The sequence below is a fragment of the Streptomyces sp. NPDC001604 genome, from assembly GCF_042893475.1.
Classification (GTDB): domain Bacteria; phylum Actinomycetota; class Actinomycetes; order Streptomycetales; family Streptomycetaceae; genus Streptomyces.
Window position 1 is genome coordinate 543,364 of record NZ_JBIAUY010000001.1, and the last position, 26,547, is coordinate 569,910.

General features: G+C 70.5%; 18 protein-coding genes. 4 read left to right on the forward strand and 14 right to left on the reverse strand.

Annotation, left to right across the window (positions count from 1 at the left end):
* Positions 1-31: 31 nt before the first annotated feature.
* Complete coding sequence (locus ACFY1E_RS02570) at positions 32-847, forward strand: DUF3097 domain-containing protein (protein WP_389070508.1); 816 nt, start codon at positions 32-34, stop codon at positions 845-847.
* Here the strand turns inward: ACFY1E_RS02570 and ACFY1E_RS02575 are convergent.
* From ACFY1E_RS02575 to ACFY1E_RS02585, 3 genes are all read right to left on the reverse strand, one after another.
* Positions 825-1,376, reverse strand: a complete 552-nt coding sequence (locus ACFY1E_RS02575; RefSeq protein WP_389070511.1) for a Uma2 family endonuclease — start codon at positions 1,374-1,376, stop codon at positions 825-827. The two genes, ACFY1E_RS02570 and ACFY1E_RS02575, sit on opposite strands and share 23 nt — an antisense overlap.
* Before the next feature lie 68 nt (positions 1,377-1,444).
* Positions 1,445-2,677 (reverse strand): radical SAM family heme chaperone HemW, encoded by a 1,233-nt coding sequence (gene hemW, locus ACFY1E_RS02580; RefSeq protein ID WP_389070515.1) that lies wholly within the window; start codon positions 2,675-2,677, stop codon positions 1,445-1,447.
* Between the two features lie 31 nt (positions 2,678-2,708).
* Positions 2,709-4,688: a SpoIIE family protein phosphatase gene (locus ACFY1E_RS02585; protein ID WP_389070517.1), complete on the reverse strand. Its 1,980-nt coding sequence runs from the start codon at positions 4,686-4,688 to the stop codon at positions 2,709-2,711.
* 102 nt (positions 4,689-4,790) lie between these two features.
* Here ACFY1E_RS02585 and ACFY1E_RS02590 point away from each other — a divergent pair, with 102 nt between their 5' ends.
* Positions 4,791-8,939, forward strand: coding sequence for a HAMP domain-containing protein (locus ACFY1E_RS02590; protein ID WP_389070519.1), 4,149 nt, complete (start codon positions 4,791-4,793; stop codon positions 8,937-8,939).
* 12 nt (positions 8,940-8,951) lie between these two features.
* On the forward strand, positions 8,952-9,524 hold the full coding sequence (locus tag ACFY1E_RS02595) for a response regulator (RefSeq protein ID WP_351470880.1): 573 nt from the start codon (positions 8,952-8,954) through the stop codon (positions 9,522-9,524).
* Between the two features lie 65 nt (positions 9,525-9,589).
* Here the strand turns inward: ACFY1E_RS02595 and ACFY1E_RS02600 are convergent, their stop codons facing one another.
* Both ACFY1E_RS02600 and lepA read right to left on the reverse strand, forming a co-directional pair.
* The gene (locus tag ACFY1E_RS02600; RefSeq protein ID WP_389070522.1) at positions 9,590-11,464 is read right to left on the reverse strand and encodes an AMP-dependent synthetase/ligase; all 1,875 of its coding nucleotides are present in this window, start codon (positions 11,462-11,464) and stop codon (positions 9,590-9,592) included.
* A 266-nt stretch (positions 11,465-11,730) separates the two neighbouring features.
* Entirely contained in the window at positions 11,731-13,599 is a 1,869-nt protein-coding gene (gene lepA, locus ACFY1E_RS02605) for a translation elongation factor 4 (protein ID WP_389070524.1), read from the reverse strand.
* Positions 13,600-13,854: 255 nt separating this feature from the next.
* Here lepA and rpsT point away from each other — a divergent pair, with 255 nt between their 5' ends.
* Positions 13,855-14,121 carry a 30S ribosomal protein S20 gene (gene rpsT, locus ACFY1E_RS02610; RefSeq protein WP_194046147.1) on the forward strand — a complete coding sequence of 89 codons (267 nt, stop codon included), beginning with the start codon at positions 13,855-13,857 and terminating at the stop codon, positions 14,119-14,121.
* Positions 14,122-14,349: 228 nt separating this feature from the next.
* On the opposite strand, the gene holA is transcribed toward rpsT, so the two are convergent.
* The 9 genes from holA to leuS all read right to left on the reverse strand — a co-directional run bounded on the left by holA (position 14,350) and on the right by leuS (position 26,133).
* Positions 14,350-15,339, reverse strand: coding sequence for a DNA polymerase III subunit delta (gene holA / locus ACFY1E_RS02615; RefSeq protein ID WP_344402448.1), 990 nt, complete (start codon positions 15,337-15,339; stop codon positions 14,350-14,352).
* Positions 15,340-15,429: 90 nt separating this feature from the next.
* The gene (locus tag ACFY1E_RS02620) at positions 15,430-15,675 is read right to left on the reverse strand and encodes a hypothetical protein (protein WP_389070527.1); all 246 of its coding nucleotides are present in this window, start codon (positions 15,673-15,675) and stop codon (positions 15,430-15,432) included.
* A 34-nt stretch (positions 15,676-15,709) separates the two neighbouring features.
* On the reverse strand, positions 15,710-16,591 hold the full coding sequence (locus ACFY1E_RS02625; RefSeq protein ID WP_389071591.1) for a YceI family protein: 882 nt from the start codon (positions 16,589-16,591) through the stop codon (positions 15,710-15,712).
* Between the two features lie 171 nt (positions 16,592-16,762).
* Positions 16,763-17,569: an arylamine N-acetyltransferase gene (locus tag ACFY1E_RS02630; RefSeq protein WP_389070529.1), complete on the reverse strand. Its 807-nt coding sequence runs from the start codon at positions 17,567-17,569 to the stop codon at positions 16,763-16,765.
* Between the two features lie 4 nt (positions 17,570-17,573).
* Positions 17,574-20,327 (reverse strand): ComEC/Rec2 family competence protein, encoded by a 2,754-nt coding sequence (locus tag ACFY1E_RS02635; RefSeq protein WP_389070532.1) that lies wholly within the window; start codon positions 20,325-20,327, stop codon positions 17,574-17,576.
* Complete coding sequence (locus ACFY1E_RS02640; RefSeq protein WP_389070534.1) at positions 20,324-21,334, reverse strand: helix-hairpin-helix domain-containing protein; 1,011 nt, start codon at positions 21,332-21,334, stop codon at positions 20,324-20,326. The genes ACFY1E_RS02635 and ACFY1E_RS02640 overlap by 4 nt, the downstream gene beginning before the upstream one ends.
* Before the next feature lie 120 nt (positions 21,335-21,454).
* Complete coding sequence (locus ACFY1E_RS02645) at positions 21,455-22,300, reverse strand: DegV family protein (RefSeq protein WP_351470906.1); 846 nt, start codon at positions 22,298-22,300, stop codon at positions 21,455-21,457.
* 72 nt (positions 22,301-22,372) lie between these two features.
* A complete protein-coding gene (locus tag ACFY1E_RS02650; protein ID WP_389070537.1) occupies positions 22,373-23,107 on the reverse strand; it encodes a hypothetical protein in 735 nt (244 codons plus the stop codon).
* A 143-nt stretch (positions 23,108-23,250) separates the two neighbouring features.
* A complete protein-coding gene (leuS, locus tag ACFY1E_RS02655; RefSeq protein ID WP_389070540.1) occupies positions 23,251-26,133 on the reverse strand; it encodes a leucine--tRNA ligase in 2,883 nt (960 codons plus the stop codon).
* Positions 26,134-26,547: the final 414 nt, after the last annotated feature.

Consider the following 26,547-nt stretch of genomic DNA (forward strand, 5'->3'; position numbering starts at 1 on the left):
CTGACCGGCCGCTTCTCCTATCGTCACTCGAATGCGCCAGTACTCCGCCGATCTGACCCCGCCGTGGAAGAAGCCCAAGCCGGTTCCGGAGGTACCGGCGGAACCGGGTCTGGTGGTCGAGGAGCCCGGCACCGGCTTCTGCGGCGCGGTGATCCGCTGCGAGGCGGGCACGGTGACCCTGGAGGACCGCTTCGGCAAGCACCGGGTGTTTCCGCTGGAGCCGCGGGGGTTCCTGCTGGAGGGGCGGGTGGTGACGCTCGTACGACCGTCCGGTGCGGCTCCTGTACGCCCCACCCGTACGGCATCCGGTTCGGTGGCCGTCCCCGGGGCACGCGCGCGAGTGGCCCGCGCCGGGCGGATCTACGTCGAGGGCCGGCACGACGCCGAGCTGGTCGAGAAGGTCTGGGGTGACGACCTGCGGATCGAGGGCGTGGTCGTGGAGTACCTGGAGGGCGTGGACGACCTGCCGTCGATCGTGGAGGAGTTCGCACCGGGGCCGGATGCGCGGCTGGGGGTGCTGGTGGACCACCTCGTGCCGGGTACGAAGGAGTGGCGGATCGCGGAGTCGGTGACGAGCGAGCACGCGCTGGTGGTGGGCCACCCGTACATCGACATCTGGGAGGCGGTGAAGCCGTCGTCGCTGGGGATCGCCGGGTGGCCGCGGGTGCCGCACGGGCAGGACTGGAAGACGGGGGTGTGCCGGGCGTTGGGCTGGCCGTCGGAGAACACCGGGGCTGTGTGGCAGGCGATCCTGAAGCGGGTGGGGTCCTACAAGGATCTGGAGCCGGAGCTGCTGGGGCGGGTGGAGGAGCTGATCGACTTCGTCACGGGTCCAACACAGCCCTGAACTCGCGGGTGTTGATGCCGATGTTCAGCACCGGCAGGTGAAGTGTCTCCCCGTACCTCCAGCTGCGCTGACACCGATAGTCGGCACACTCGCCGCTGCCGTACGGCTCGGTGAGCACGAGGCAGGCAGCCGCTGCCGGATCGACGATCAGGTACACCGGTACGCCAGACCCGGCATAGATCGATCGTTTGGTCACATAGTCGCGGTGTGCGCTGGCCCTGGACACGACCTCGACCAGCATGGTGACTACCTCGACCGGGACGAGGCGGCCGGAATCCGGGCAGGCACTCCGTTCGAGCACCACGATGTCCGGGACCGGCTCGCTTGTTTCCCGGTGCATCTCGACGTACTGGCGCTGCAACCTGTGCCAACGGCTGTACGGAACGCCGTCCTGGACTTCCGCCACCGTGCAGTTGTGCACCAGATCCGGGGATCTCGTCATCACGATGTCCCCTCGCAAGAGCTCGGCCCTGATCCCCTCGGGGACATCAAGCGTGCCGAAGAACTCGATCACCTGCCAGTCGTTCATGACGGCACCCTAGAAACGGGACGCGGACACCCGAGGGCCCAACCAGAGGCGACCACCCGCACGGGTGATCAATCCACCAAGTCCCGCACCACTGCATCCGCCAACAGCCGCCCCCGCAGCGTCAGCACCGCCCGCCCCTCGTCGTAGGAGCTCTCCTGCAGCAGCCCCTCCGACAGCGCCCGGCGGGAGGCCGCACGGCCCTCCTCCCTCAGCAAGGACAGCGGCGCCCCCTCCCGCAACCGCAGCTCCAGCAGGATCCGCTCCACCCGCCGGTCCTCCTCCGACAGGAGCTCCCGGCCCGCCCCCGGCGACTTCCCCGCCGCCAGCGCCGCCGCGTACGCCCCCGGGTGCTTCACGTTCCACCACCGCACCCCGCCCACGTGGGAATGCGCGCCCGGGCCCGCGCCCCACCAGTCGGCACCCCGCCAGTACAGCTCGTTGTGCAGGCAGCGGGCCGCCTCGGAGGTGGCCCAGTTGGAGACCTCGTACCAGTCGAAACCAGCCGCAGACATCACCTCGTCCGCGATCAGGTAGCGGTCCGCGTGGACGTCGTCGTCCGTCATCGGGACCTCGCCCCGGCGGATGCGACGCGCCAGCTGGGTGCCCTCCTCGACGATCAGCGCGTACGCCGACACGTGGTCCGGCCCGGCGCCGAGCGCCGCCTCCAGGGACACCCGCCAGTCGTCGTCCGACTCGCCCGGGGTGCCGTAGATCAGGTCCAGGTTCACGTGCTCGAAGCCCGCCGCGCGGGCCTCCGCGACGCAGGCCTCCGGGCGCCCCGGCGTGTGCGTCCGGTCCAGCACCCGCAGCACATGCTGCTTCGCGCTCTGCATGCCGAAGGAGACGCGGTTGAAGCCGCCCTCCCGGAGCGCGGCCAGATACGCCGGGTCCACCGACTCCGGGTTCGCCTCCGTCGTGACCTCCGCGTCCGCCGCCAGGCCGAACTCGTCCCGGATCGCCCCCAGCATCCGTACGAGATCCTCCGCGGCCAGGAGCGTCGGCGTGCCGCCGCCGACGAAAACCGTCCGGACGGGACGCGGGTCGTCGCCCAGGACCTTCCGCGCCAGGCGGATCTCGTCGATCAGGGTGTCCGCGTAGTTGTCGCGGGAGGCGAGGACACCGCCCGTGCCGCGCAGCTCGGTGGCGGTGTAGGTGTTGAAGTCGCAGTAGCCGCAGCGGGTCGCGCAGTACGGGACGTGGAGGTAGAAGCCGAGGGGGCGGTCGGGGGCCCCGGCGAGCGCGGAGGCGGGGAGGGCGCCGTCGGCGGGGACCGGCTCGCCGTCGGGGAGTGCGGAAGGCATGCCTTCCATTGTCCAGCACCGTACGAAATGCTCACTCCGCCTGCAGCACCAGCAGCGCCAGGTCGTCCTCCGGCGGGCGTCCGCCGAACTCGTGGACCAGCCTGCGGATGCGTTCCGCGATCAGCTCGGCGCTCAGCCCGGCGCAGCCGGAGAGGGCGGTCGCGAGGCCGTCGGCGTCGTCGAACATGTCGGAGCCGGAGCGGCGCTCGGTCACGCCGTCCGTGACGCACAGGAGGCTGTCGCCGGTGCGGAGCTCGAAGGTCTCGCTGGTGTACGTCTCGTCCTCGACGACGCCGAGCAGGGTCTGCGGGCGGGCGACCGTACGGACGCTGCCGTCGGGGCCGAGGAGCAGCGGGAGCGGGTGGCCCGCGGAGGCGAGGGTGCAGCGGATGCCGCCGTCGAAGGGGGTCAGCTCGCCGTAGAGGAGGGAGAGGAAGCGGGTCTGCGGGCCGTCGCCGGGGGCGGGCGGCCGTACCAGGGCCCGGGCGGCGGCGTCCGCGGCCTCGGTCGCGTCGTCGAGGAGGAGGCGGTTGAGGCGGTCCAGGACGTCGGTGACGCGGTAGCCCTCGCGGGCGAGGAGACGCAGCCAGGGGCGGGCCAGGCCGATGACGACGGCGGCCTCGGGGCCCTTGCCCTGGACGTCGCCGACGGCGAAGCACCAGCGGCCGTCGCCGGCCGGGAAGAGGTCGTAGAAGTCGCCGCTGGGGCCGCCCTTGTCGCACGGTTCGTAGACGAGGGCGCTGCGTACGCCGGGGATCTCGGCGACGGCCGCGGGCAGCAGGCCGCGCTGCAGGACCTGGCTGATGGTGGCCTGGCGGGCGTACTGGCGGGCCGCGCCGATGGCGAGCGCCACCCGGCGGCTGAGGTCCTCCACGAGCCCGGTGACCTCGTCGGGGAAGCGCAGCAGCCCGGCGCGTCCGATGACGAGCGTGCCGAGCGGCCGGCCGCCCGCGATCAGACGGTAGGCGAGCGCCGCGCCGTGCTCGTCGCGCACGTCGAGCGCCTCGCCGGGCCAGGGGTACACGACCGGCCCGGACCTGCCCCAGTCCCGGCTGCCCTCGGCGGGCGGGACGCTCATCGTCTCGGGCGGATGCGGCGGGTCCTTCTCCAGGGCGCGGCGCAGTTCCTCGATGCGGTTCTCGCTGCAGTGCCAGACGCGGGCCAGGCGGGGCCCGGCGCCCCCGGTGCCGTCGGCCCAGCCGCCGCGGCCCATGGCCTCGTCCTCCAGCCACACCGCGCACCAGTCGGCGAGCCGCGGCACGATCAGCTGTCCGGCGAGTGCGGCGACCAGGTTCTCGTCGAGCTGCCCGGCCAGCAGATCGGACGCCTCGGCGAGGAAGGACAGGGCACCGCGGTGCAGCCAGTCCCGGTCGCGCTCGGCGCGCTGCGGGTCGGGCGCCAGTATCTCGGCGGCGCGCAGCCCGCTCTCCAGTGCCTGCCGGCCGGCGTGCGCCTCCGGCTCGCCGGGGGTCGGGTCGCGCTCGGCGGGCAGCCGCGCCCACACCGTCTTGGTGCCCCGGCGGAAGGTGACGCCCCAGGACTCGGCGAGCGTGGCGACCAGGCGCAGCCCGCGGCCGTGCTCCGGTGTTCCGTACGGCACTTCGGCCGTCTCGTAGGGCCCTACGGCTTCCGAGTCGCGGGGCGCCCGGGAGGGGTGGTGGTCGGAGACCTCCACGACGAGCGCGGCGGGCGCCTCCTCCATGCGGCACTCCACCTCGACCTCGGTGCCCGCGTGCACGACGGCGTTGGTGACGAGTTCGCTGACGACGAGCACGGCGTCGTCGGCGAGCCGGTCGGTGAGGTGTTCGGCGCCGGGGAGGCCGGTCTCCGCCCAGTCGGTGAGCACGGCGCGTACGAGGGCGCGGGCGGAGCCCGGCGCGAGGGGGCTGCCGGGCAGGGTGGTGTACGTCTGCGCACGCGGGTCCACCCTCCCGTGCTCGGTCGCGTGCCGGTGTGCAGGCGCATCGCAAGCGCAGGAAGCGGTCTCCCGTTGCGTCGGAATGGCCCCCATGGACAGCTCCCCGAGCGGTTCGGACGAATACGCCTCAGTCGATGCCGACAGAGTGACAGACTGGCCTCGCCCATAAGCGCCGAGTTACCGAAGTGGGCCGCCATGAGTGAGAACAGTGCTACGCGTGTGCTCGAAGACGGTCAAAAACCGGAACAACTCCGAGCATCGGAGCTGCGTCCGTTGCTCGCCGCGATGACCGCCGCCCGGGACGGCGACTTCACGAAGATCCCGGAGACGGGCCACGGGATGGTGGCCGAGCTGACGGCCGTGTTCAACCAGATCATGGACCGCAGCACGCATTTCAACGGGGAAGTGCAGCGTGTGAAGCGGGAGTTGGTACGGCACGGTCGGCTCGACGAGCGCGTCACGGCGAGCCCCGGGCAGGGCGCCTGGACCTCCCGGGTCAACGATGTGAACCAGCTGCTCGACGCCCTGGTGGCCCCGGCGGCGAACGCGACACGGGTGCTCGACGCGGTCGCCGGCGGCGATCTGACGCAGCGGGTCGACCTGCACGACGGCAACCGGCAGCTGCGCGGTGATCTGCGGCGGCTGGGCCGGGCCGTGAACAAGATGGTCGACCAGCTCTCCCTGTTCACGGGTGAGGTGACGCGGGTCGCGCGCGAGGTGGGCACCGAAGGGCGGCTCGGCGGGCGGGCCAAGGTGACGGGTCTCTCCGGCAGTTGGCGGGACGTGACCGAAGCCGTCAACACGATGGCGTCCCGGCTGACCGCGCAGGTGCGCGACATCGCCCTGGTGACGACGGCGGTGGCCCGCGGCGACCTGACCCGTACCGTCACCGTCGAGGCGACCGGTGAGCTGCTGGAACTGAAGCTGACCGTGAACACGATGGTCGACCAGCTGTCCGCCTTCGCCGACGAGGTGACCCGCGTGGCCCGCGAGGTCGGCACCGAGGGCCAGCTGGGCGGGCGGGCCCAGGTGCGGGGTGTCAGCGGGGTCTGGAAGGACCTGACCGACAACGTCAACTTCATGGCGTCGAACCTGACTTCACAGGTCCGCAACATCGCCCAGGTGACCACCGCCGTCGCGAACGGCGACCTGAGCCAGAAGATCACGGTCGACGCGCAGGGCGAGATCCTGGAACTGAAGTCGACCATCAACACCATGGTGGACCAGCTCTCCGCCTTCGCCGACGAGGTCACCCGCGTGGCCCGCGAGGTCGGCACCGAGGGAAACCTCGGCGGGCGCGCCCAGGTGCGGGGCGTCTCCGGCGTCTGGAAGGACCTCACGGACAACGTCAACTTCATGGCGGACAACCTGACTTCGCAGGTCCGCAACATCGCCCTGGTCTCGACCGCGGTGGCCCAGGGCGACCTCGGCAAGAAGATCACCGTCGAGGCGAAGGGCGAGATCCTGGAACTGAAGTCCACGATCAACACCATGGTGGACCAGCTCTCCGCCTTCGCCGACGAGGTCACCCGCGTGGCCCGCGAGGTCGGCACCGAGGGAAACCTCGGCGGGCAGGCGCAGGTACGGGGCGTGTCGGGCGTCTGGAAGGACCTGACCGACAACGTCAACTTCATGGCCCTGAACCTGACTTCACAGGTCCGCAACATCGCCCAGGTGACGACCGCCGTCGCCAACGGCGACCTCTCCAAGAAGATCACCGTCGACGCCCGCGGCGAGATCCTCGAGCTGAAGGACACCGTCAACACGATGGTGGAGCAGCTGCGCGCCTTCGCCGACGAGGTGACGAGGGTGGCCCGCGAGGTCGGAACCGACGGCAGGCTCGGCGGCCGCGCCCAGGTGCTCGGGGTGTCCGGGGTGTGGCGGGACCTGACCGACAACGTCAACTACATGGCCGACAACCTGACTTCACAGGTGCGGAACATCGCCCAGGTGACGACCGCCGTCGCCAACGGCGACCTCTCCAAGAAGATCGACGTGGACGCCCGCGGCGAGATCCTGGAGCTGAAGACCGCCATCAACACCATGGTCGACACCCTCTCCTCCTTCTCCTCCGAGGTCACCCGCGTGGCCCGCGAGGTCGGCTCCGAGGGTCAACTCGGCGGTCAGGCACGGGTCGAGGGCGTGTACGGCACCTGGAAGCGCCTGACGACGAACGTGAACGAGCTGGCGTCGAACCTGACCACGCAGGTCCGCGCGATCGCCGAGGTCGCCTCCGCCGTGGCCCAGGGCGACATGTCCCGCTCCATCACCGTGGAGACCCAGGGCGAGGTCGCCGAGCTGAAGGACAACATCAACCTGATGGTGGCCAACCTCCGCGAGACCACCCGCGCGAAGGACTGGCTGGAGTCCAACCTGGCCCGTCTGGCCGCGCTGATGCAGGGCCACCGCGATCTGATGGAGGTCGCGGACCTGCTGCTGCGCGAGCTGACCCCGCTGGTGAACGCCCAGTACGGCGCGTTCTTCCTGGCCGACCCCGACGAGGAGAGCGCCGGGCTGCGCACCGCCGTACCCACGAAGGGACTCGCCTTCATCGCCGGGTACGGCTCGGCCCAGGGCACGACCATCGAGACCGGCGGCCTCCCGGTGCACGGACTGGTCCGGCAGGCGGCCCGGGAGAAGAAGCGGATCCTCGTCGAGGAGGCCCCGCCGGACTACATCAAGATCAACAGCGGGCTCGGCGAGGCGGCCCCCACGAGCGTCGTCATCATCCCGATCCTCTTCGAGGACAAGCTCCTCGGCGTGATCGAGCTGGCCTCCTTCTCCCGCTTCTCCGACGTCCACCTCGCCTTCTTCGACCAGTTCGTGAACACCATCGCCGTCGCGATCAACACGATCATCGCCAACTCCCGTACGGAGTCCCTGCTCGGCGAGTCCCAGCGCCTGGCCATGCAGCTCCAGGAGCGCTCGGACGAACTCCAGAAGCAGCAGGCGGAGTTGCAGCGCTCGAACGCCGAACTGGAGGAGAAGGCCGCGCTGCTCGCGACTTCCTCGCAGTACAAGTCGGAGTTCCTGGCGAACATGTCGCACGAGCTGCGCACCCCGCTGAACTCCCTGCTGATCCTGGCGAGGCTGCTCTCCGACAACCCGGACGGCCATCTCTCCGACCAGGAAGTGCAGTTCGCGACGACGATCCACCGCTCCGGCTCGGACCTCCTCCAGCTGATCAACGACATCCTGGACCTGTCGAAGATCGAGGCCGGCCGCATGGACGTACGCCCGAAGAAGCTCCCGCTCATCAAGCTCCTCGACTACGTCCACGCCACCTTCCGACCGCTCACCCTCGACCGCGGCCTCGCCTTCGAGGTGGCGGTCGGCGAGGACGTGCCGCGCGAGATGTACTCGGACGAGCAGCGGCTGCAGCAGATCCTGCGCAACCTGCTCTCCAACGCGATCAAGTTCACCGCGACCGGCCGGGTCGAACTGCGCGTGACTCGGATCAAGGACCCCGAGCGCCTCCATGTCCGGGACAGCGACGACGTGATCGCCTTCGCCGTCACCGACACCGGCATCGGCATCGCGCCCGAGAAACTCCCGGTGATCTTCGAGGCGTTCCAGCAGGCCGACGGCACCACCAACCGCAAGTACGGCGGCACCGGCCTGGGCCTGTCCATCAGCCGTGAGATCGCGGGCCTGCTCGGCGGCCGTATCGTCGCCACCAGCGAGCCCGGCAAGGGATCCACCTTCACGCTGTACGTCCCCGTAGTCAGCCCCGGACACCCGGCGACCGGGCCGGTCCCCGAGGAGCATGCGCTGCCGATGCCGGAACAGCTGTCCGCCGAGCCGTTCACCGCCACGCACGACGTGGACGACTCCTGGCCGGCCCCCACCAAACTGGAGGCCTGGAAGACGGGCCGGGCGGGTCAGGTCCTGCCCGGGCGGCGGGTGTTGATCGTCGACGACGACATCCGCAACGTCTTCGCCCTCACCCATGTCCTCGGCCGCGTCGGCATGCCGGTCCTGTATGCGGAGAACGGCCGCGAGGGAATCGAGACGCTCGAGCGCAACCCTGACGTCGAACTGGTCCTGATGGACATCATGATGCCGGAGATGGACGGCTACGAGACCATCGCCGCCATCCGCCGCACCCCCCGCTGGTCCGGTCTGCCCATCGTCGCCCTGACCGCCAAGGCGATGCCCGGAGACCGCGAGAAGTCCATCGGCCGGGGTGCGAACGACTACGTACCGAAGCCGGTGGACGTCGATCAGCTGCTGACGGTCGTCTGTGCACTGCTGGATCCGGAGGGCCCGGACGAGACCACCGACACCACTGCCCCGCAGCCGGGCACGACCGAGGAAGCGGCGGCAGGGCCGAACACCGAATGAGGCACACTCATCATGAGCGCTGAGGCAACGACCAACGAGCGCGCCAGCATCCTCCTCGTGGACGACATGGAGGACAACCTGATCGCGCTGGAGGCCGTCCTGGGGTCCCTCAACGAGCCGCTGGTACGCGCACGGTCGGGCGAGGAGGCGATGAAGGCGCTGCTGCGCCAGCACTTCGCCCTCGTCCTGCTCGACGTCCGCATGCCCGGCATGGACGGATTCGAGACGGCCGCCAACATCAAGCGGCTCGACCAGACCAAGGACGTCCCGATCATCTTCCTGACCGGCGCGGAGGACGACTCCGGCTACGCCTTCCGCGGCTACGCCACAGGAGCCGCGGACTACCTGACCAAGCCCTTCGACCCCTGGGTCCTCCGCGCCAAGGTCACCGTCTTCCTCGACCTCCACCGCAAGAACCAGCAGCTGGAACGTCTGGTGGCACAGGAGCAGGCGGATTACGGCGAGGTGGGCAGCCGACTGGCGACGCTGGATGCCGATCTCGCCGACGAGGCACCGGACCTGCCCGCACTGCGCGAACAGGTCCGAGAGCTACGGCAACTGGTGGCCAGGGGCCGAGGCCTTTAGGGGCGCGGGGAACTGAGCGATCAACCACAACGGGCCGTCAGCCGCCGAACAACCCCCGCCACCCCCTACGCCTCGCGCGTACCGGCATACATCTCATCGATGAGGTGCTTGTACTCCCGCTCAACGACAGGCCGCTTCAGCTTCAGGCTGGGCGTGATCTCCCCGTGCTCGACGTCGAGGTCACGCGGCAGCAGGCGGAACTTCTTGACGGTCTGCCAGCGCTGCAACCCCTGGTTGAGCTCCTTCACGTACCCGTCGATCAGCGCAACGGTGGCCTCCGCAGCCACCACCTCGGCGTACGACTTGCCCTCCAGCCCGTTCTCCGCAGCCCACTGCAAGATGGACGGCTCGTCCAGAGCGATCAGCGCCGTGCAGAAGTTCCGGTCGGCCCCGTGCACCAGGATGTTGGACACGTACGGGCACACCGCCTTGAACTGCCCCTCGACCTCCGCGGGCGCGATGTACTTGCCGCCGGACGTCTTGATGAGGTCCTTCTTGCGGTCGGTGATGCGCAGATACCCGTCGGGCGACAGCTCGCCGATGTCACCGGTGTGGAACCAGCCGTCCGACTCCAGCACCTCGGCGGTCTTCTCGGGCAGCCCGTGGTAGCCCTCCATGATGCCCGGGCTGCGCAGCAGGATCTCCCCGTCGTCCGCGATCCGCACCTCCGTGCCGGGCAGCGGCTTGCCGACCGTGCCGGTGCGGTAGGCCTCGCCGGGGTTCACGAAGGAGGCCGCCGAGGATTCGGTGAGGCCGTAGCCCTCCAGGATGTGGATGCCGGCGCCGGAGAAGAAGTAGCCGATCTCGGGCGCGAGCGCGGCCGACCCGGAGACGCACGCCCGCAGGTTCCCGCCGAACGCCTCGCGGATCTTGGCGAAGACCAGAGCGTCGGCGACCTTGTGCTTGGCGCCGAGCGAGAACGGGACGGAGGCCGTGCCGGTGCGCCGGAAGTTGTCCTGCGCGACCTTGGCGTACTCACGGGCGACCCCGGCCGCCCACTGGAAGATCTTGTACTTGGCGCCGCCGCCGGCCTTCGCCTTGGCCGCGACCCCGTTGTAGACCTTCTCGAAGATGCGCGGGACGGCCGCCATGTACGTCGGCTTCACGACCGGCAGATTCTCGATGATCTTGTCCACGCGGCCGTCGACGGCGGTGACGTGCCCGACCTCGATCTGCCCCGAGGTGAGGACCTTGCCGAAGACGTGCGCGAGCGGCAGCCACAGGTACTGCACGTCCTCGGCGCTGATCAGCCCTGTCGCGGCGATCGCCTTCGCCATGTACGACCAGTTGTCGTGCGGCAGACGCACACCCTTGGGGCGGCCGGTCGTGCCCGAGGTGTAGATCAGGGTCGCGAGCTGATCGGACGTGATCGCACCGACCCGCTCCTTGATCAGCTCGGGGTCCTTCTCAAGACGGGCGGCGCCACGGGCCTCCAGCTCGGAGAGGGTGAGGACCCAGTCACTGGTCTCGACGCCGACCGGGTCGATCACGACGACATGGGTGAGGTCGGGCAGCTCGGCACGCTTCTCGACCGCCTTGGCGAGCTGTGCCGCGTCCTCCGCGATCAGCACCCGGCTGTCGGAGTCGGAGAGGATGAACGCCGACTCGTCGGCGTTGGTCTGCGGGTAGACCGTGGTGGTGGCCGCACCGGCGCACAGGATGCCGAGGTCGGCGAGGATCCACTCGACCCGGGTGGAGGCGGCGAGCGCGACGCGCTGCTCGGGCTGGACTCCCAGTTCGATCAGACCGGCCGCGATCGCGTAGACACGCTCGGCGGCCTGCGCCCAGCTGAGCGACTTCCAGTCGTCGGGGCCCTCGCCGGAGGCGGGCGCCACCGGGTAGCGGTAGGCCTCCGCGTCCGGTGTGGCCGCAACGCGTTCCAGGAAGAGGGTCGCCACGCTCGGCGGACGGTTCTCGATCAGTGTCTGTGTGTCGCTCACGACATCCTCCGGGGCCCGCGGCAGCGCGGCTGGCTCAAGTGCGGCGGTATTGACTGCGGCTGTATCCACTCGCGAACCGTTGTTTAACTCGCGAGTAACTATCGAGCAGAGATCAGGGTAGAGCCCGACCGGCCGGTTCGTAAGGGGCGGCGGCCTGTTACTTCGTACAGAGAGCGACACTACGCACGCGTAGGGGCTCGCCGCACTTTCGTACGCCGAGCCCCTGTTGTGTCCGGATTGGTGCCGCAACCCGTTGTTACTCGCGGTTACTTCTTGCCCTTGCCCGACCCCGCGCTGTCATCGCTGGAGAGCACGGCGATGAAGGCCTCCTGCGGAACCTCCACGGAACCCACCATCTTCATCCGCTTCTTGCCCTCCTTCTGCTTCTCCAGCAGCTTGCGCTTACGGGAGATGTCGCCGCCGTAGCACTTGGCGAGGACGTCCTTGCGGATGGCGCGGATGGTTTCGCGGGCGATCACCCGGGAGCCGATGGCGGCCTGGATGGGCACCTCGAAGGCCTGCCGCGGGATGAGCTCGCGCAGCTTGGCCACGAGCCGCACACCGTAGGCGTAGGCCGCGTCCTTGTGGGTGATGGCGGAGAAGGCGTCGACCTTGTCGCCGTGCAGCAGGATGTCGACCTTGACCAGGCTGGAGGTCTGCTCGCCGGTGGGCTCGTAGTCCAGAGAAGCGTAGCCGCGCGTCTTCGACTTCAACTGGTCGAAGAAGTCGAAGACGATCTCCGCGAGGGGGAGCGTGTAGCGGATCTCGACGCGGTCCTCGGACAGGTAGTCCATGCCGAGGAGGGTGCCGCGCCGGGTCTGGCACAGCTCCATGATCGAGCCGATGAACTCGCTGGGGGCGAGGATCGTGGCGCGTACGACGGGCTCGTACACCTCGTTGATCTTGCCCTCGGGGAACTCGCTGGGGTTGGTGACCGTGTGCTCGCTGCCGTCCTCCATGAGCACGCGGTAGACCACGTTCGGCGCGGTCGCGATGAGATCGAGGCCGAACTCGCGCTCCAGTCGCTCACGGATGACGTCGAGGTGGAGCAGCCCCAGGAAACCGACGCGGAAACCGAAGCCGAGGGCGGCGGAGGTCTCCGGCTCGTAGACGAGCGCCGCGTCGTTGAGCTGGAGCTTGTCGAGGGCGTCACGCAGCTCCGGGTAGTCGGAGCCGTCCAGCGGATACAGCCCGGAGAAGACCATCGGCTTGGGGTCCTTGTATCCCCCGAGGGCCTCGGTCGCGCCCTTGGCCAGGCTGGTGATGGTGTCACCGACCTTGGACTGCCGGACGTCCTTCACACCCGTGATGAGGTACCCCACCTCACCGACGCCGAGCCCGTCCGCGCCGAGCATCTCCGGCGAGTTCGTGCCGATCTCCAGCAGCTCGTGCGTGGCACCGGTGGACATCATCCGGATCCGCTCACGCTTGTTGAGCTGGCCGTCGACGACTCGTACGTACGTCACGACACCGCGGTAGGAGTCGTAGACGGAGTCGAAGATCATCGCCCGGGCGGGGGCGTCCGCGACGCCGACCGGCGCCGGGATCTCCTTGACCACCTTGTCGAGCAGCGCGTCGACGCCGAGACCGGTCTTGGCGGAGACCCGCAGCACGTCGTCCGGGTCGCAGCCGACGAGGTTCGCGAGCTCCTCGGCGAACTTCTCGGGTTGCGCGGCCGGCAGGTCGATCTTGTTCAGTACGGGGATGATCGTGAGGTCGTTCTCCATCGCCAGGTACAGGTTGGCGAGGGTCTGGGCCTCGATGCCCTGGGCGGCGTCGACCAGGAGGACGGTCCCCTCGCAGGCGGCAAGCGACCGCGAGACCTCGTAGGTGAAGTCGACGTGCCCCGGGGTGTCGATCATGTTGAGGATGTGCGTGTTGCCGGGCTCATGGGTCGGAGCCCAGGGCAGCCGCACCGCCTGGGACTTGATCGTGATGCCACGCTCGCGCTCGATGTCCATCCGGTCGAGGTACTGAGCACGCATCTGCCGCTGCTCGACCACACCGGTCAGCTGGAGCATCCGGTCGGCGAGCGTGGACTTGCCGTGGTCGATGTGCGCGATGATGCAGAAATTGCGGATCAGAGCCGGGTCGGTACGGCTCGGCTCGGGCACATTGTTAGGGGTCGCGGGCACGCAGGGTCCTGTCTCTTGAGGCGCCTTATGCCTCGGGTCGGATCGATACGTAGGTTCCATGGTCCCACGGGTGGCGACCGGGGACCGTTTTGGGCCGTCGGGACGGCCACTGGTACTCTGGGTGGCTGTGTCTCATGCCCTCTCAGCGCGAGGCACAACTCCCAAGAAATCACCTGGTACGGGACCCGGTATCTCCTGCGTATCTCTGCGCGGAGTGCTCCTGGCCCTGTGCCTGAACCTGAAAAGGCTCAATCAGTGGCGAACATCAAGTCCCAGATCAAGCGGATCAAGACCAACGAGAAGGCCCGGCTGCGCAACAAGGCCGTCAAGTCCTCCCTGAAGACCGCGATCCGCAAGGCCCGTGAGGCCGCTGCCGCGGGTGACGTCGAGAAGGCCACCGAGTACCAGCGCGCTGCCGCGCGTCAGCTCGACAAGGCCGTCTCGAAGGGCGTCATCCACAAGAACCAGGCCGCCAACAAGAAGTCGGCGCTTGCTTCCAAGGTCGCCTCCATCAAGGGCTGAACCTCTTACTGATCTGACCGGTCCCACGGGACCGAACCGCCGGAAGGACCCAGAGCGGGCCCTCTCTCATCCGCTCCCGACCGGCACCGAGGATCCGCGCGCGGCCTGCGTTCGCCACGCGGGCGCGGATCCGACAGCTTGAGCCGAAGGCCCCGGCACCCAGCCCTTCCCCAGGGCGGGATGCCGGGGCCTTCGGCATTCCTGGCCGGTACTTCTCTACGGCGGGCCTTACGCCCGCCCCCGGGACCGCGCGGCGCGGGCGATCACCACGACCGCCTTCTCCAGCGCGTACTCGGGATCGTCACCGCCCCCCTTCACTCCCGCGTCCGCCTCGGCGACCGCCCGCAGAGCGACCGCCACTCCGTCCGGCGTCCATCCCCGCATCTGCTGTCGCACCCGGTCGATCTTCCACGGCGGCATCCCCAGCTCACGCGCCAGATCGGCCGGCCGCCCCCCACGCGCGGACGAGAGCTTCCCGATCGCCCGCACGCCCTGCGCCAGCGCACTGGTGATCATCACGGGCGCCACCCCGGTGGCCAGGGACCATCTGAGCGCCTCCAGTGCCTCGGCCGCCCGCCCCTCCACGGCCCGGTCGGCCACCGTGAAGCTCGACGCCTCGGCCCGCCCCGTGTAGTACCGCCCGACGACGGCCTCGTCGATGGTCCCCTCGACGTCGGCGACCAGCTGGGAGACGGCGGACGCCAGCTCCCGCAGATCGCTCCCGATGGCGTCGACGAGCGCCTGGCAGGCCTCGGGCGTGGCAGACCTCCCGGCCGCCCTGAACTCCCCGCGCACGAAGGCCAGCCGATCCGCAGGCTTGGTCATCTTCGGACAGGCCACCTCCCGCGCCCCGACCTTGCGCGCGGCGTCGAGAAGGGCCTTGCCCTTGGCCCCGCCCGCATGCACCAGCACGAGGGTGATCTCCTCGGCGGGCGCCCCGAGATAGGCCTTCACGTCCTTGACCGTGTCGGCGGAAAGGTCCTGGGCGTTGCGTACGACCACGACCTTGCGCTCGGCGAAGAGCGAGGGGCTGGTCAGCTCGGCGAGCGTGCCGGGCTGCAGCTGCTCCGGTGTCAGGTCACGTACGTCCGTGTCGGCGTCGGCGGCCCTGGCGGCGGCCACCACCTCCTGCACGGCACGGTCGAGCAGGAGGTCCTCCTGGCCCACGGCAAGCGTCACCGGGGCGAGAGGGTCGTCTTCAGCAGTCTTCCTGGCCATCGCGACAAGCATGGCACGGGCCACTGACAACGCGGCCGGGACGGCGGCGCCCCAGGGGGCGCGGGGCTGTATCGCGCCCCCACCGGAGCGCTACGGCTCCTCCCGCCACCCGTCCCACTCCCCCGCGAACGCATCCAGCTCCCCCGGGTCCAGCCGCCCGTCCTCGTCGCGCAGGACGACCAGCCACTGGGCGTCCTCAGCGTCGTCCTCACCGGCCAGGGCGTCCCGTACCAGCTGCGGCTCCTCGGCCACCCCGAACCGCTCCCCGAGCGCCTCCGCCACCTCCTCCGCGGCATCACGGTCGGGCAGCACCAGCACATGTCTCACATCGCTCACGGAGCCATTTTCAGGCACCCCGGCCAAGGGCCGGTCAGGCCTTGCGCACGATCTGCACATCGAGGTCGACCTGGATGCTCGGCCCCACCACCGCGATCCCACGCGCCAGCATGGTCTGCCAGCTCACCGTGAAGTCGTCCCGGTGCAGTTCCGTGGTGGCCCGGCAGGCCGCCCGCACCTCGCCCTCCATGCCGTTGCCGAGCCCCAGGTACTCGGTGTCGAGCGTGACCGTACGCGTCACACCGTGCAGCGACAGCGCTCCGGTGACCGCCCACCGGTTCCCGCCCTTGTGCACGAACCGCTCGCTGTAGAACTCCAGCGTCGGAAAGCGCGCCACGTCCAGGAAGTCGCCGGACCGCAGATGGTCGTCCCGCATCCGGACGTTCGTGTCGATGGACGCCGCGTCGATCACCACATGCATCGCCGACTGCTCCACCGGTTCGGCGATCCGGACGGCTCCGGCGAAGGAGTTGAACCGGCCGTGGATCCGGGCCAGCCCGATGTGCCGCGCGGTGAACCCGATCGAGGAATGCGTGGGCTCGATCTCCCAGTCCCCCGCCGGCGGCAGCTCCGGCGGCCTCGCGACCTGAAGCGTCACATCCCCCAGCGAGGCGAGCGCGTTCTCCCCGACGGTCGCGCTGGCCCGGTAGGGCGTGTATCCCTCGGCGGACACCGAAAGCCGGTACTCCCCGGCGGGCACCGTCGTCACGAACGACCCGTAGGGGTCCGTCTCCCCGGCGACCACCTTGCGTCCCATGGCGTCGCTGACCGCGAACTCCGCGTGCTTCACGGGCTCGTGGACCGGATCCAGCACCCGGCAGCTCAGCACCCCGGCACTCGGCGGGGTCTGCACCGCCGCCAGGGGACTCGTCCGTTGCACCCTGTTCGTTCGGTTTCCCAGCCAGCGGCCGAACATCCACGCCACCCCTGTGCGCCTCGACATCTTCTGTTGCCGAAGAGACATTCGATCACCGATGCGGCTTTCGAGGCAACACGGAGTGTCTACGCACGAGTAGCAACGACTGGCCCCCTCTGACCCCATGTGAAGCCATGTGAAGTCATGTGAAGCATGTGACGCCATGTGACCTCAATCAGTCACCGCGAGGGGATTTCGCACAGTCGGCACACGGGTGAGCTCGATCCCGAACTGCTCCCGGTACGCCCCGAGCACCTCCTCGTCCGTGCCCAACTCCCGCTCCTCACGCGCCCCGTCGACGCCCGTGGCCTTGAACGTGCGTCCGCTGAGCGTGATCCTCCCTCCGTCCTCCGTCACCCTTGAACACACCAGCGACTGCACGAAGTGCGACGCCGGCGAGGTGCTGTGCCACCACGCCCCGGCCACGAAGTCACCGAGCTCACGGGGCCGCACCTCCAGCCGGTACTGCGGCCTGCCGTTCACGACGACATCCAGGTCCGGCCCCGCCTCCACGATCCGGAAGCTGCCACCGGGATCCTTCTGCTCCCCCCTGTCCCGGAACGCCAGCGGGTAGTGGCTGTGCGCCCCGAAGCCCACGTCCGCCAGCCACTCGCTCCCGTCCGATGCCCGCACCCGCAACGCGAGATGGTCGTACGGGATCCCGAGCCGGCCCTCGTCCCCGTGCACCCGCGCCGCGAGCAGCGTGACCTCGAACCCCAGCGCGCCGAGCAAGGCCCCGAACGCGCCGTTGAGTTCGTAGCAGAACCCGCCCCGCCGTGCCCCGACCACCTTGTCCAGCAGCCGCTCCTCCTCCAGCACGATCTCCTCGCCGAGGTGGATCGACAGGTTCTCGAAGGGCACTGTCTGCAGGTGGCGCAGGTGCAGCTCGCGCAGCACGTCGGCGGTGGCACCGGCGGCCGGCTTCGGACGCTCGGCTCCCAGACGGCGGAGGTAGGCATCGACCTGTGCTGAATTCATGTCCTCAGTCTCGCGCCACCCCCAGCTCCCTGCCTTCCCCCGCGACCGCGAGGGCCCCGTCCCGGTCCGTCCGCAGCACCACCGCGCCCTCGGCCTGCAGAGCCGCGACCGTGCTGGGGGCTGGATGACCGTACATGTTGTGCTCCCCGCAGCTGATCAACGCGATCCGCGGCGCCACCCTGCGCATCAGCTCCGGGTCCTGGTACGCCGAACCGTGATGGGCCACCTTGAGCACGTCCACACCGCCCAGCAGCGCGCCCTCCGGCGACCTCAACAGCGCCTGCTGGGAGGGGGGTTCGAGATCCCCGAGCAGCAGCAGCCGCAGTCCGCCCGACCTGGCGAGCAGCGCGACACTGGCGTCGTTCGGGCCGTCCGGATCCGGCGCCGGGCGGGGCGGGGGCCACAGCACCTGCCAGGAGAGCGAACCGGTCCGGCGCTGCTCACCGGCCACGGCGTGGGTGAGCGGGATGTGCCGTGCCGCCGCCTCCTTCCGTACGAACCGCGCCTGGTCCGCGGGTACTTCGAAGCCCGTCGTCTCGATGGCGCCCACCGAACGTCCGCGCAGCACACCGGGCAGCCCGGCCACATGGTCGGCGTGGAAGTGGGTGAGGACGACCAGGGGGATCCTGGTGATGCCGAGCGTGCGCAGGCAGTGGTCGACGAGCGTGGGATCGGGCCCGGCGTCCACCACCACACCGCTGCCGTCCCCGGCCGCGAGGACCGTCGCATCGCCCTGTCCCACGTCGCACATGGCGAACCGCCACCCGGGCGGCGGCCATCCCGTGATCACTCTGGTCAGCGGTGGCGGCTGCACGACGACGAGCACGAGCAGCACCCCGGAGGCAGCGCACCACCACGGATGTCTCAGCAGTCTTCGGCCGATCAGCAGCGCGGTCACCGTGGCCAGGGCGAGCAGCCCCGCCCCGCTCCAAGTGCCCGGCCAGTCCACTCCCCCGCCGGGCAGGGCGGCTCCCGTCCGGGCGATGTCCGCGATCCAGCCGGTCGGCCAACTCGCGCACCAGGCCAGCGCCTTGGCCACCGGCATCAGCACCGGCGCCGTCGCCAGCGACGCGAAGCCCAGCACGGTGGCGGGCGCCACCGCGATCTCGGCGAGCAGATTGCAGGGCACCGCCACCAGACTCACCCGCGCCGACAGCACGGCGACGACGGGTGCGCACAACGCCTGTGCCGCGGCCGCCGCGGCCAGCCCCTCGGCGAGCCTCGGCGGGACCCGGCGCCTTCGCAGTGCCTCGCTCCAGCGGGGCGCGAGCGTGAGCAGGGCGCCGGTGGCCAGGACCGAGAGCAGGAAGCCGTAACTGCGGGCCAGCCAGGGGTCGTACAGCACGAGGAGCAGGACCGCCGTCGCCAGCGCCGGGATGAGCGATCTGCGGCGTCCGGTGGCCAGGGCCAGCAGGACGACGGCCCCGCAGGCCGCGGCCCGCAGCACACTCGGATCCGGTCTGCACACGATCACGAAGGCGAGCGTGAGGGCGCCTCCGAGCAGCGCGGTCGTCCTGAGCGGGACACCGAGCCGGGGCGCGAGTCCACGGCGCTCCACCAGTTGAGCCGTGCCGGGTGGTCCGATGAGCAGGGCGAGGATGATCGTGAGGTTGCTGCCGGACACGGCGAGCGTGTGGGCGAGGTCGGTCTCCTTGAAGGCCTCGTCCAGCTCCGGGGTGATCCGCGAGGTGTCCCCGACGACCAGTCCGGGCAACAGCGCCCTGGCGTCAGCCGACAGCCCGTCGGTCGCCTCCCGCAGCCCGGCCCGCAACCGCCCCGCGAACCGCTGCACCCCCGACGGCCCGCCCACCACCTCCGGAGCGGTCTTCCCCCGCACCCGCAGCACGGCCGCGACCCGGTCACCCTCGACCGCCGCGGGCGCCAACCGCGCGACGGCCCGCACCCGAGTGGAGGGCAGCAGCTGGAGCCAGGGCGACCGTGGTGGCCCTGTCCCTACGGCACCGCGTGGCCCCGCGTCGACGATGACCAACACGGGCGCCCGCGTCACCACCGCCGTCCCGCCCGCCTCCTCCACCCGCCGCACCTCCCCCTCGATCAGTACGGAGGCCGGGGCGACATGGTCCCCGCTGATCCGGGGCCGGCTGAGCCGTGGGTCGGAGCCGACCTCGAACTCGGCGGTCACGGTGGCGTACTGCCGCGCCAGATCCGGTACGGGCCCACGCCGGACGTCGGCACCGTGCAGCCCCGCGGACACGGCAGCCGCGGCGACGCAGAGCAGGACGGCGGCGACGGAGACCCGCTGCCATGCTGCGCGCGCCGGTCGACCACCCTCCCACGAAGCCCGGCCCGCGGGCCCAGGCACCGGCGCCGACCGCTCGGGCAACGGGCCGCCGCCCTGCTCACCACCGGCCGGAGCGCCGGTCGCCCACCGGTCGCCGGCGGGAGCACCGCCGCCCTGCCGGCCGCCGCCGGAGTTTCCACCCCGGCCGCCGCCACCCCGGCCACCGCCGGCACGACCGCCCTGACCCTGCCCACCGCCGCTTCCTCCGCCGCCCGCTGCCCGTCTCCGCACGAGCAGCAGCGCACCGGCCGCGAGGAGGCACGCCACCGCCGTGCCCGTGGTCCACGCCGCCGTCGCGTCCAGCATCACCGCAGCCGTCGCCCAGACCGCGAGTGCGGGCGGTACGAGGCGCAGGTCCGTCGGCCCTTCCTGGCGGGGGTGGGCGGCTCCGAGCCGTCCTGAGGCGGCGGCGTGGACGGCCGCGCGCCCGGGCTGGAGATCGGGGGCGCCCCTCATGGCCGTACGAGCTTCCGGAGATCGGCGAAGCGGCGGTCGCCGATGCCGTTGACCTCGCGCAGCTGGTCCACCGAGCGGAAACCGCCGTGCTGCGTGCGGTAGTCGACGATGTGCTGGGCGAGTACGGGCCCGACGCCCGGCAGGGTCTCGAGCTGGTCCAGGGTGGCCGTGTTCAGCGGGACCGGAGCGGCGGGTACGGCGCCCGCCGCCGAACCGGCCGGGACACCAGGGGCCGCAGCGGGCGCCGGGGCGACGGGACCGCCCACCATCACCTGCTCCCCGTCCACGAGGAAACGGGCCCGGTTCAACCCGTCGGTGTTCGTGCCGGGACGCACCCCACCGGCCGCGCGCAACGCGTCGGCCACGCGTGAACCGGCGGGCAGGCGATGGATCCCGGGCTCGCGGACCTTGCCGCTGACGTCCACCACGATCTCGGCCCCGGGCGTGCCTGCGGCACCCGGCGCGCCGGACGAAGCCTCCGGCCCCGGCTGCCCGCTCCCCTTCCGTTCGCCGAAGGGAGCCGCCGCCCGCACCACCTCGGGCGCCCGCACGGACTGTGTCCGCCCGGCCCAGAAGTGCTGAACGGCGAACGCCGCGGCAACGACGAGCAGCACCGAGAGCGCGACCACGCTCCGCAGCTCCAGGCCGCACCTGGCCTGCAGCCACAGCGGCATCCGCTCCCGCAGTGCAAGCCCCGCCCGCAGGCGCCAGGCCTCTGCGGACCGGCGGTCGTCCGGGCTCGCGGCGGCCACCCCGCCCACGGGATCGTTGCTCTCCTCGACGGTCGCGAGCGGCGGTCCTGCCCCCGACTCCCGCCATTCCCCCGCCCGTTCGGGGAAGAGCACCTCCGCACGCCGTCGGAGATCCTCCGCCGGCGCATGCCGGTGCCGATGCCGGACCCGGCCGTGGACCGGGGAGCGACGATGACGCAGCCGGCCGTCGGATGCGGGGCTGCGCCCCGGACCACTGGTCGCGGTAGTTGTGCGTGAACGTGATCGAAGTGCCATGCCACGACGATGGGGCACTCCGCCACCCTCGCGATGATCTTGCTCAATTCCCGGGGATTACCCACCAGTTGTGGATAACTTCGCCCCTCACACGGGTGAAAGCGCGGGGGCGCCAAGCCGTCACCGCGGCGAGACCACGACCCCCAGCAGCCCGGGGCCGGTGTGCGCGCCGATCACCGCCCCGACCTCACTCACATGCAGATCGGCCAGCCCGGGCACCCGCGCCCTGAGCCGGTCCGCGAGGGCCGACGCCCGTTCGGGGGCGGCGAGATGGTGGACGGCGATGTCGACCTGGGCGCTGCCGGCGCGGTCCGCCACGATCTCCTCGAGACGGGCGATCGCCCTGGACGCCGTACGGACCTTCTCCAGGAGCTCGATCCGGCCGCCGTCCAGCTGCAGCAGCGGCTTCACGGCGAGCGCCGAGCCCAGCAGCGCCTGCGCGGCGCCGATCCGGCCACCGCGGCGCAGATAGTCGAGGGTGTCGACGTAGAAGTAGGCGGATGTGCCCGAGGCCCGCTTCTCCGCAGCTGTGACGGCCTCGTCCACCGTGCCGCCCGCCTCCGCAGCCTCGGCCGCGGCGAGCGTGCAGAAGCCGAGCGCCATGGCGACCGCCCCGGTGTCCACCACCCGCACCGGCACCGGCGCCTCACGCGCCGCGAGGACCGCCGCGTCGTACGTGCCCGACAGTTCGGCGGAGAGATGGAGGGAGACGATGCCGGTGGCGCCGGACTCGGCGACCTTGCGGTAGGTCTCGGCGAAGAGCTGGGGGCTGGGGCGCGAGGTGGTGACGGGGCGCCGCTTCTGGAGTGCCTGGGCCAGGGAGCGCGTCGAGATCTCGGTGCCCTCGTCCAGTGCCTGGTCGCCGAGGACCACGGTCAGGGGCACCGCTGTGATGCCGTGGCGCTCCATCGTCCGCGGCGGCAGGTAGGCCGTTGAATCGGTGACGATCGCGACATGGCGGGACATGAGCTGGAGGTTACCTGCCGTAGCGCCGGGACGGCAGCCCGGCCCCTCTCACCTGGTCTGCCCTTGACCGGATCAAGTAGTGCTCTCGGGGCGGGGTTTCTTCTGCCAGGGGTAGGCGGGGCGCCGTCCCGGCGGGGTGATGGCAGGCCGCACAGGCTCCTCGGCGGTACGGGACCGGGACCCGTCGGGCCAGGTCTGCCGGGACGCCTGGGTGTCTGCGGCGGGAGCCTCGGGCCACGGTGGCGGGGTCGACGCCGGCTCCGCCTTCGTCCAGTGCCGCAGGGCTCCCGCCTCGACGTCTATCTGCGCGCTCAGCGAGTCCAGGTCGTCGTCGGCGAAGCGGCGGGCCCGGTCGCGGGCCGCCCAGCGCAGTGCGTCCGCCGACTGCACGATGCGCTCGGTGCGCTCCCGCAGGGCGGGCAGCCGCTCGGCGAGCGTCGTCCGGTCCGGCTCGGCCTCGAGGCGCTTGAGATCGCCGTCCAGTTCGTGCCCGTGCGCGCTGAGGCGCTCGAAAAGACCGAGGGATTCCTTGAGGGACTCGTCCTCGGCCACGCTCGCGTGCAGGGCGTCCTGCGTGGCGCGCATCGACGTGCGCAGCTTCAGCCGCAGCCCGGCCAGTTCGCCCGCCGCTCCGGGCTGGGCGAAGGACTTGGCCCGCAAGGTGTGGTCCTCGACGGTGCGGCGGGCCTGGGTGATCGTGCGGTCCACGCTGCGCTTGGCGGCTCCTACGGCCTTCACCGTGGCATAGGCGCCGAGTCCCAGGAAGAGCACGAAGAGCAGGGCGAACACTGCGATCACTGCTTCCACCGCTCCTCCTCCGACGGCAGCGACACACCCCGCGTCGCTCTTCCACGGTAAACGAGACGGGCAGGCCCGGAGTTCCAGAAGAACCCCGAACCTGCCCGTAGGGGACTACCCCGAGGCGCTCACGCCCCGGCGGTCCGCGGCGCCTACGCCGGAACGATGTTGACCAGCTTCGGCGCCCGCACGATCACCTTGCGGATCCCCGCGCCGTCCAGCGCGGCGACGACCTTCTCGTCGGCCAGCGCGACCTTCTCCAGCTCCTCCTCGGAGATGGCCGGCGAGACCTCCAGCCGCGCCTTGACCTTGCCCTTGATCTGCACCACGCAGGTCACGGACTCGTCGACCACGTACGCGGGGTCGGCGACCGGCAGGTCCTGGTGGACCACCGAGTCGGTGTGGCCCAGCTTGCGCCACAGCTCCTCGGCGATGTGCGGGGCCAGCGGGGCCACCAGCAGCACCAGGGCCTCGGCGACGGAGCGCGGCACCGGGCCGCCCGCCTTGGTCAGGTGGTTGTTCAGCTCGGTGATCTTGGCGATGGCGGTGTTGAAGCGCAGGCCCTCCAGGTCCTGGCGCACGCCGTCGATCGCCTTGTGCAGGGCGCGCAGCGTCTCCACGTCGATGTCGGCGTCCTGGACGTCGACGACGGTGACCTCGCCGGTCGTCTCGTCGACGACGTTGCGCCACAGCCGCTGCAGCAGCCGGAACTGGCCCACCACCGCGCGCGTGTCCCACGGCCGCGACACGTCCAGCGGGCCCATCGCCATCTCGTACAGGCGCAGCGTGTCGGCACCGTACTCGGCGGCGATCTCGTCCGGGGTGACCGCGTTCTTCAGGGACTTGCCCATCTTGCCCAGCAGCCGGGAGACCTTCTCGCCCTGGTAGTAGTACGCCCCGTCGCGCTCCTCCACCTCGGCGGCCGGCACCGCGATGCCACGGCTGTCCCGGTAGACGTAGGCCTGGATCATGCCCTGGTTGAACAGCTTGTGGAACGGCTCCGCGGAGGAGACGTGCCCCAGGTCGTACAGCACCTTGGACCAGAAGCGGGCGTACAGCAGGTGCAGCACGGCGTGCTCGGCGCCGCCGACGTACAGGTCGACACCGCCGTGCGGCAGGCCCTCGCGCGGGCCCATCCAGTACTGCTCGATCTCCGGGTCGACCAGCTGCTCGCTGTTGTGCGGGTCCAGGTAGCGCAGCTCGTACCAGCAGGAACCGGCCCAGTTGGGCATGGTGTTGGTCTCGCGGCGGTACCGCTTGGGGCCGTCGCCCAGGTCCAGCGTGACGTTGACCCAGTCCTCGTTGCGGGACAGCGGCGTCTCCGGGGACGTGTTCGCGTCGTCCGGGTCGAAGGTGCGCGGCGAGTAGTCCTCGACCTCCGGCAGCTCCAGCGGCAGCATCGACTCGGGCAGCGCGTGGGCGATGCCGTCCTCGTCGTAGACGATCGGGAAGGGCTCGCCCCAGTAGCGCTGGCGGCTGAACAGCCAGTCGCGCAGCCGGAAGTTGACGGTGCCCTCGCCGATGCCCTTGCGCGCCAGCCACTCGGTGATGCGCGCCTTGGCCTCGACGACGCCCAGGCCGTCCAGGGAGACGCCCTCGCCGACGGAGTTGACGATCTTCGCGTCGTAGGAGACGAAGGCCTCGTCCCAGGTGGACGTGTCCGTGCCGCGGCCGTCGGTCGGCTCGACGACGCAGTTGATCGGCAGCTCGAAGGCGCGCGCGAACTCGAAGTCACGGCTGTCGTGGGCCGGTACGGCCATGATCGCGCCGGTGCCGTAGCCCATCAGGACGTAGTCGGCGATGAAGACCGGGACCTGCTCGCCGTTGACCGGGTTGGTTGCGTACGCGCCGATGAAGACGCCGGTCTTGTCCTTGGCCTCGGCCTGCCGCTCGACGTCGGACTTCGAGGCGGCCTGGGCGCGGTAGTCGGCGACGGCCTCGGCCGGGGTCGCGTGACCGCCGGTCCACACCTCGTGCGTGCCCTCGGGCCAGGCGGCCGGGGTGAACTTCTCGACCAGCGGGTGCTCGGGAGCCAGCACCATGTAGGTCGCGCCGAACAGGGTGTCCGGGCGCGTGGTGAAGACGGTGATGCGCTCGCCGTCGATCGGGAAGTCGACACGGGCGCCCTCGGAGCGGCCGATCCAGTTGCGCTGCTGCAGCTTGATGGCCTCGGGCCAGTCCAGCGCCTCCAGGTCGTCCAGCAGCCGGTCGGCGTAGGCGGTGATGCGCATGTTCCACTGGCGCAGCTTGGCCTTGAAGACGGGGAAGTTCCCGCGCTCGGAGCGGCCGTCGGCGGTGACCTCCTCGTTGGCCAGCACGGTGCCCAGGCCGGGGCACCAGTTGACCGGCGCATCGGAGGCGTACGCCAGGCGGAACTCGCTCAGGACGTCGGCACGCTCCGTGGCGCTCAGCTCGTGCCACGCGCGCGTGTGGCCCGGTACGGCGCGCTCACCGGTCTCGAACTGGGCGATCAGTTCGGAGATCGGGCGGGCCTTGTTCGCCTCGTCGTCGTACCAGGAGTTGAAGATCTGCAGGAAGATCCACTGGGTCCACTTGTAGTAGTCTGGGTCGATCGTCGCGAAAGACCGGCGCCGGTCGTGGCCCAGACCCAGCCGGCGCAGCTGGGCCTTCATGTTCTCGATGTTGGCCTCGGTGGAGACCCGCGGGTGCGTGCCGGTCTGCACGGCGTACTGCTCGGCGGGCAGGCCGAAGGCGTCGAAGCCCAGGGTGTGCAGGACGTTGTGGCCGGTCATGCGCTGGAAGCGCGCGAAGACGTCGGTGGCGATGTACCCCAGGGGGTGGCCGACGTGCAGGCCCGCACCCGAGGGGTACGGGAACATGTCCATGATGAACTTCTTGGGGCGGGCGACGACCGCGGGGTCACCGGCCAGGTCGCCCTTGGGGTTCGGCGCCGCGTACGTGCCCTCGGCGTCCCAGAAGTCCTGCCAGCGTGCCTCGATCTCGGCCGCCATGGCGGCCGTGTAGCGGTGCGGCGCTGCCGCCTCGGCGGCGGCAGCGGGGTTCGTCTCGCTCATGATCCTTAAGCTCCATCGATCGTCTCTGCCAGCAGCGGTGTCGTTCGAGAAACGAAAAATCCCCTCGCACAGGAGGGGACGCCGCGCCGATTCCGACCATCCGATTCGCCCGGTGGTCGGGACTGATCAGCGCGGCCCGCTAAGCAGAAGGCGTACGGCACGCATGCGGTTAGGGTACCGCAGCGCTTGAGCACGATGCGACGCGCTTCCGTATGCCTCCTTGGCACCACTGTCATCACCCGACAAAAGCTGAACCAAGGTCAAAAGTTACTTCGCGTAACACCCACTACCGGGACATCGCAACGAGCGCGCTGCCCTTAGATAACAACGCAATAACTCAAACCTCGTACCGATCGGTATGGAGCCACTTAGAGTTCGGCAGCGGGACCGCCTTCCCGAAACTGCTTCGGAGTT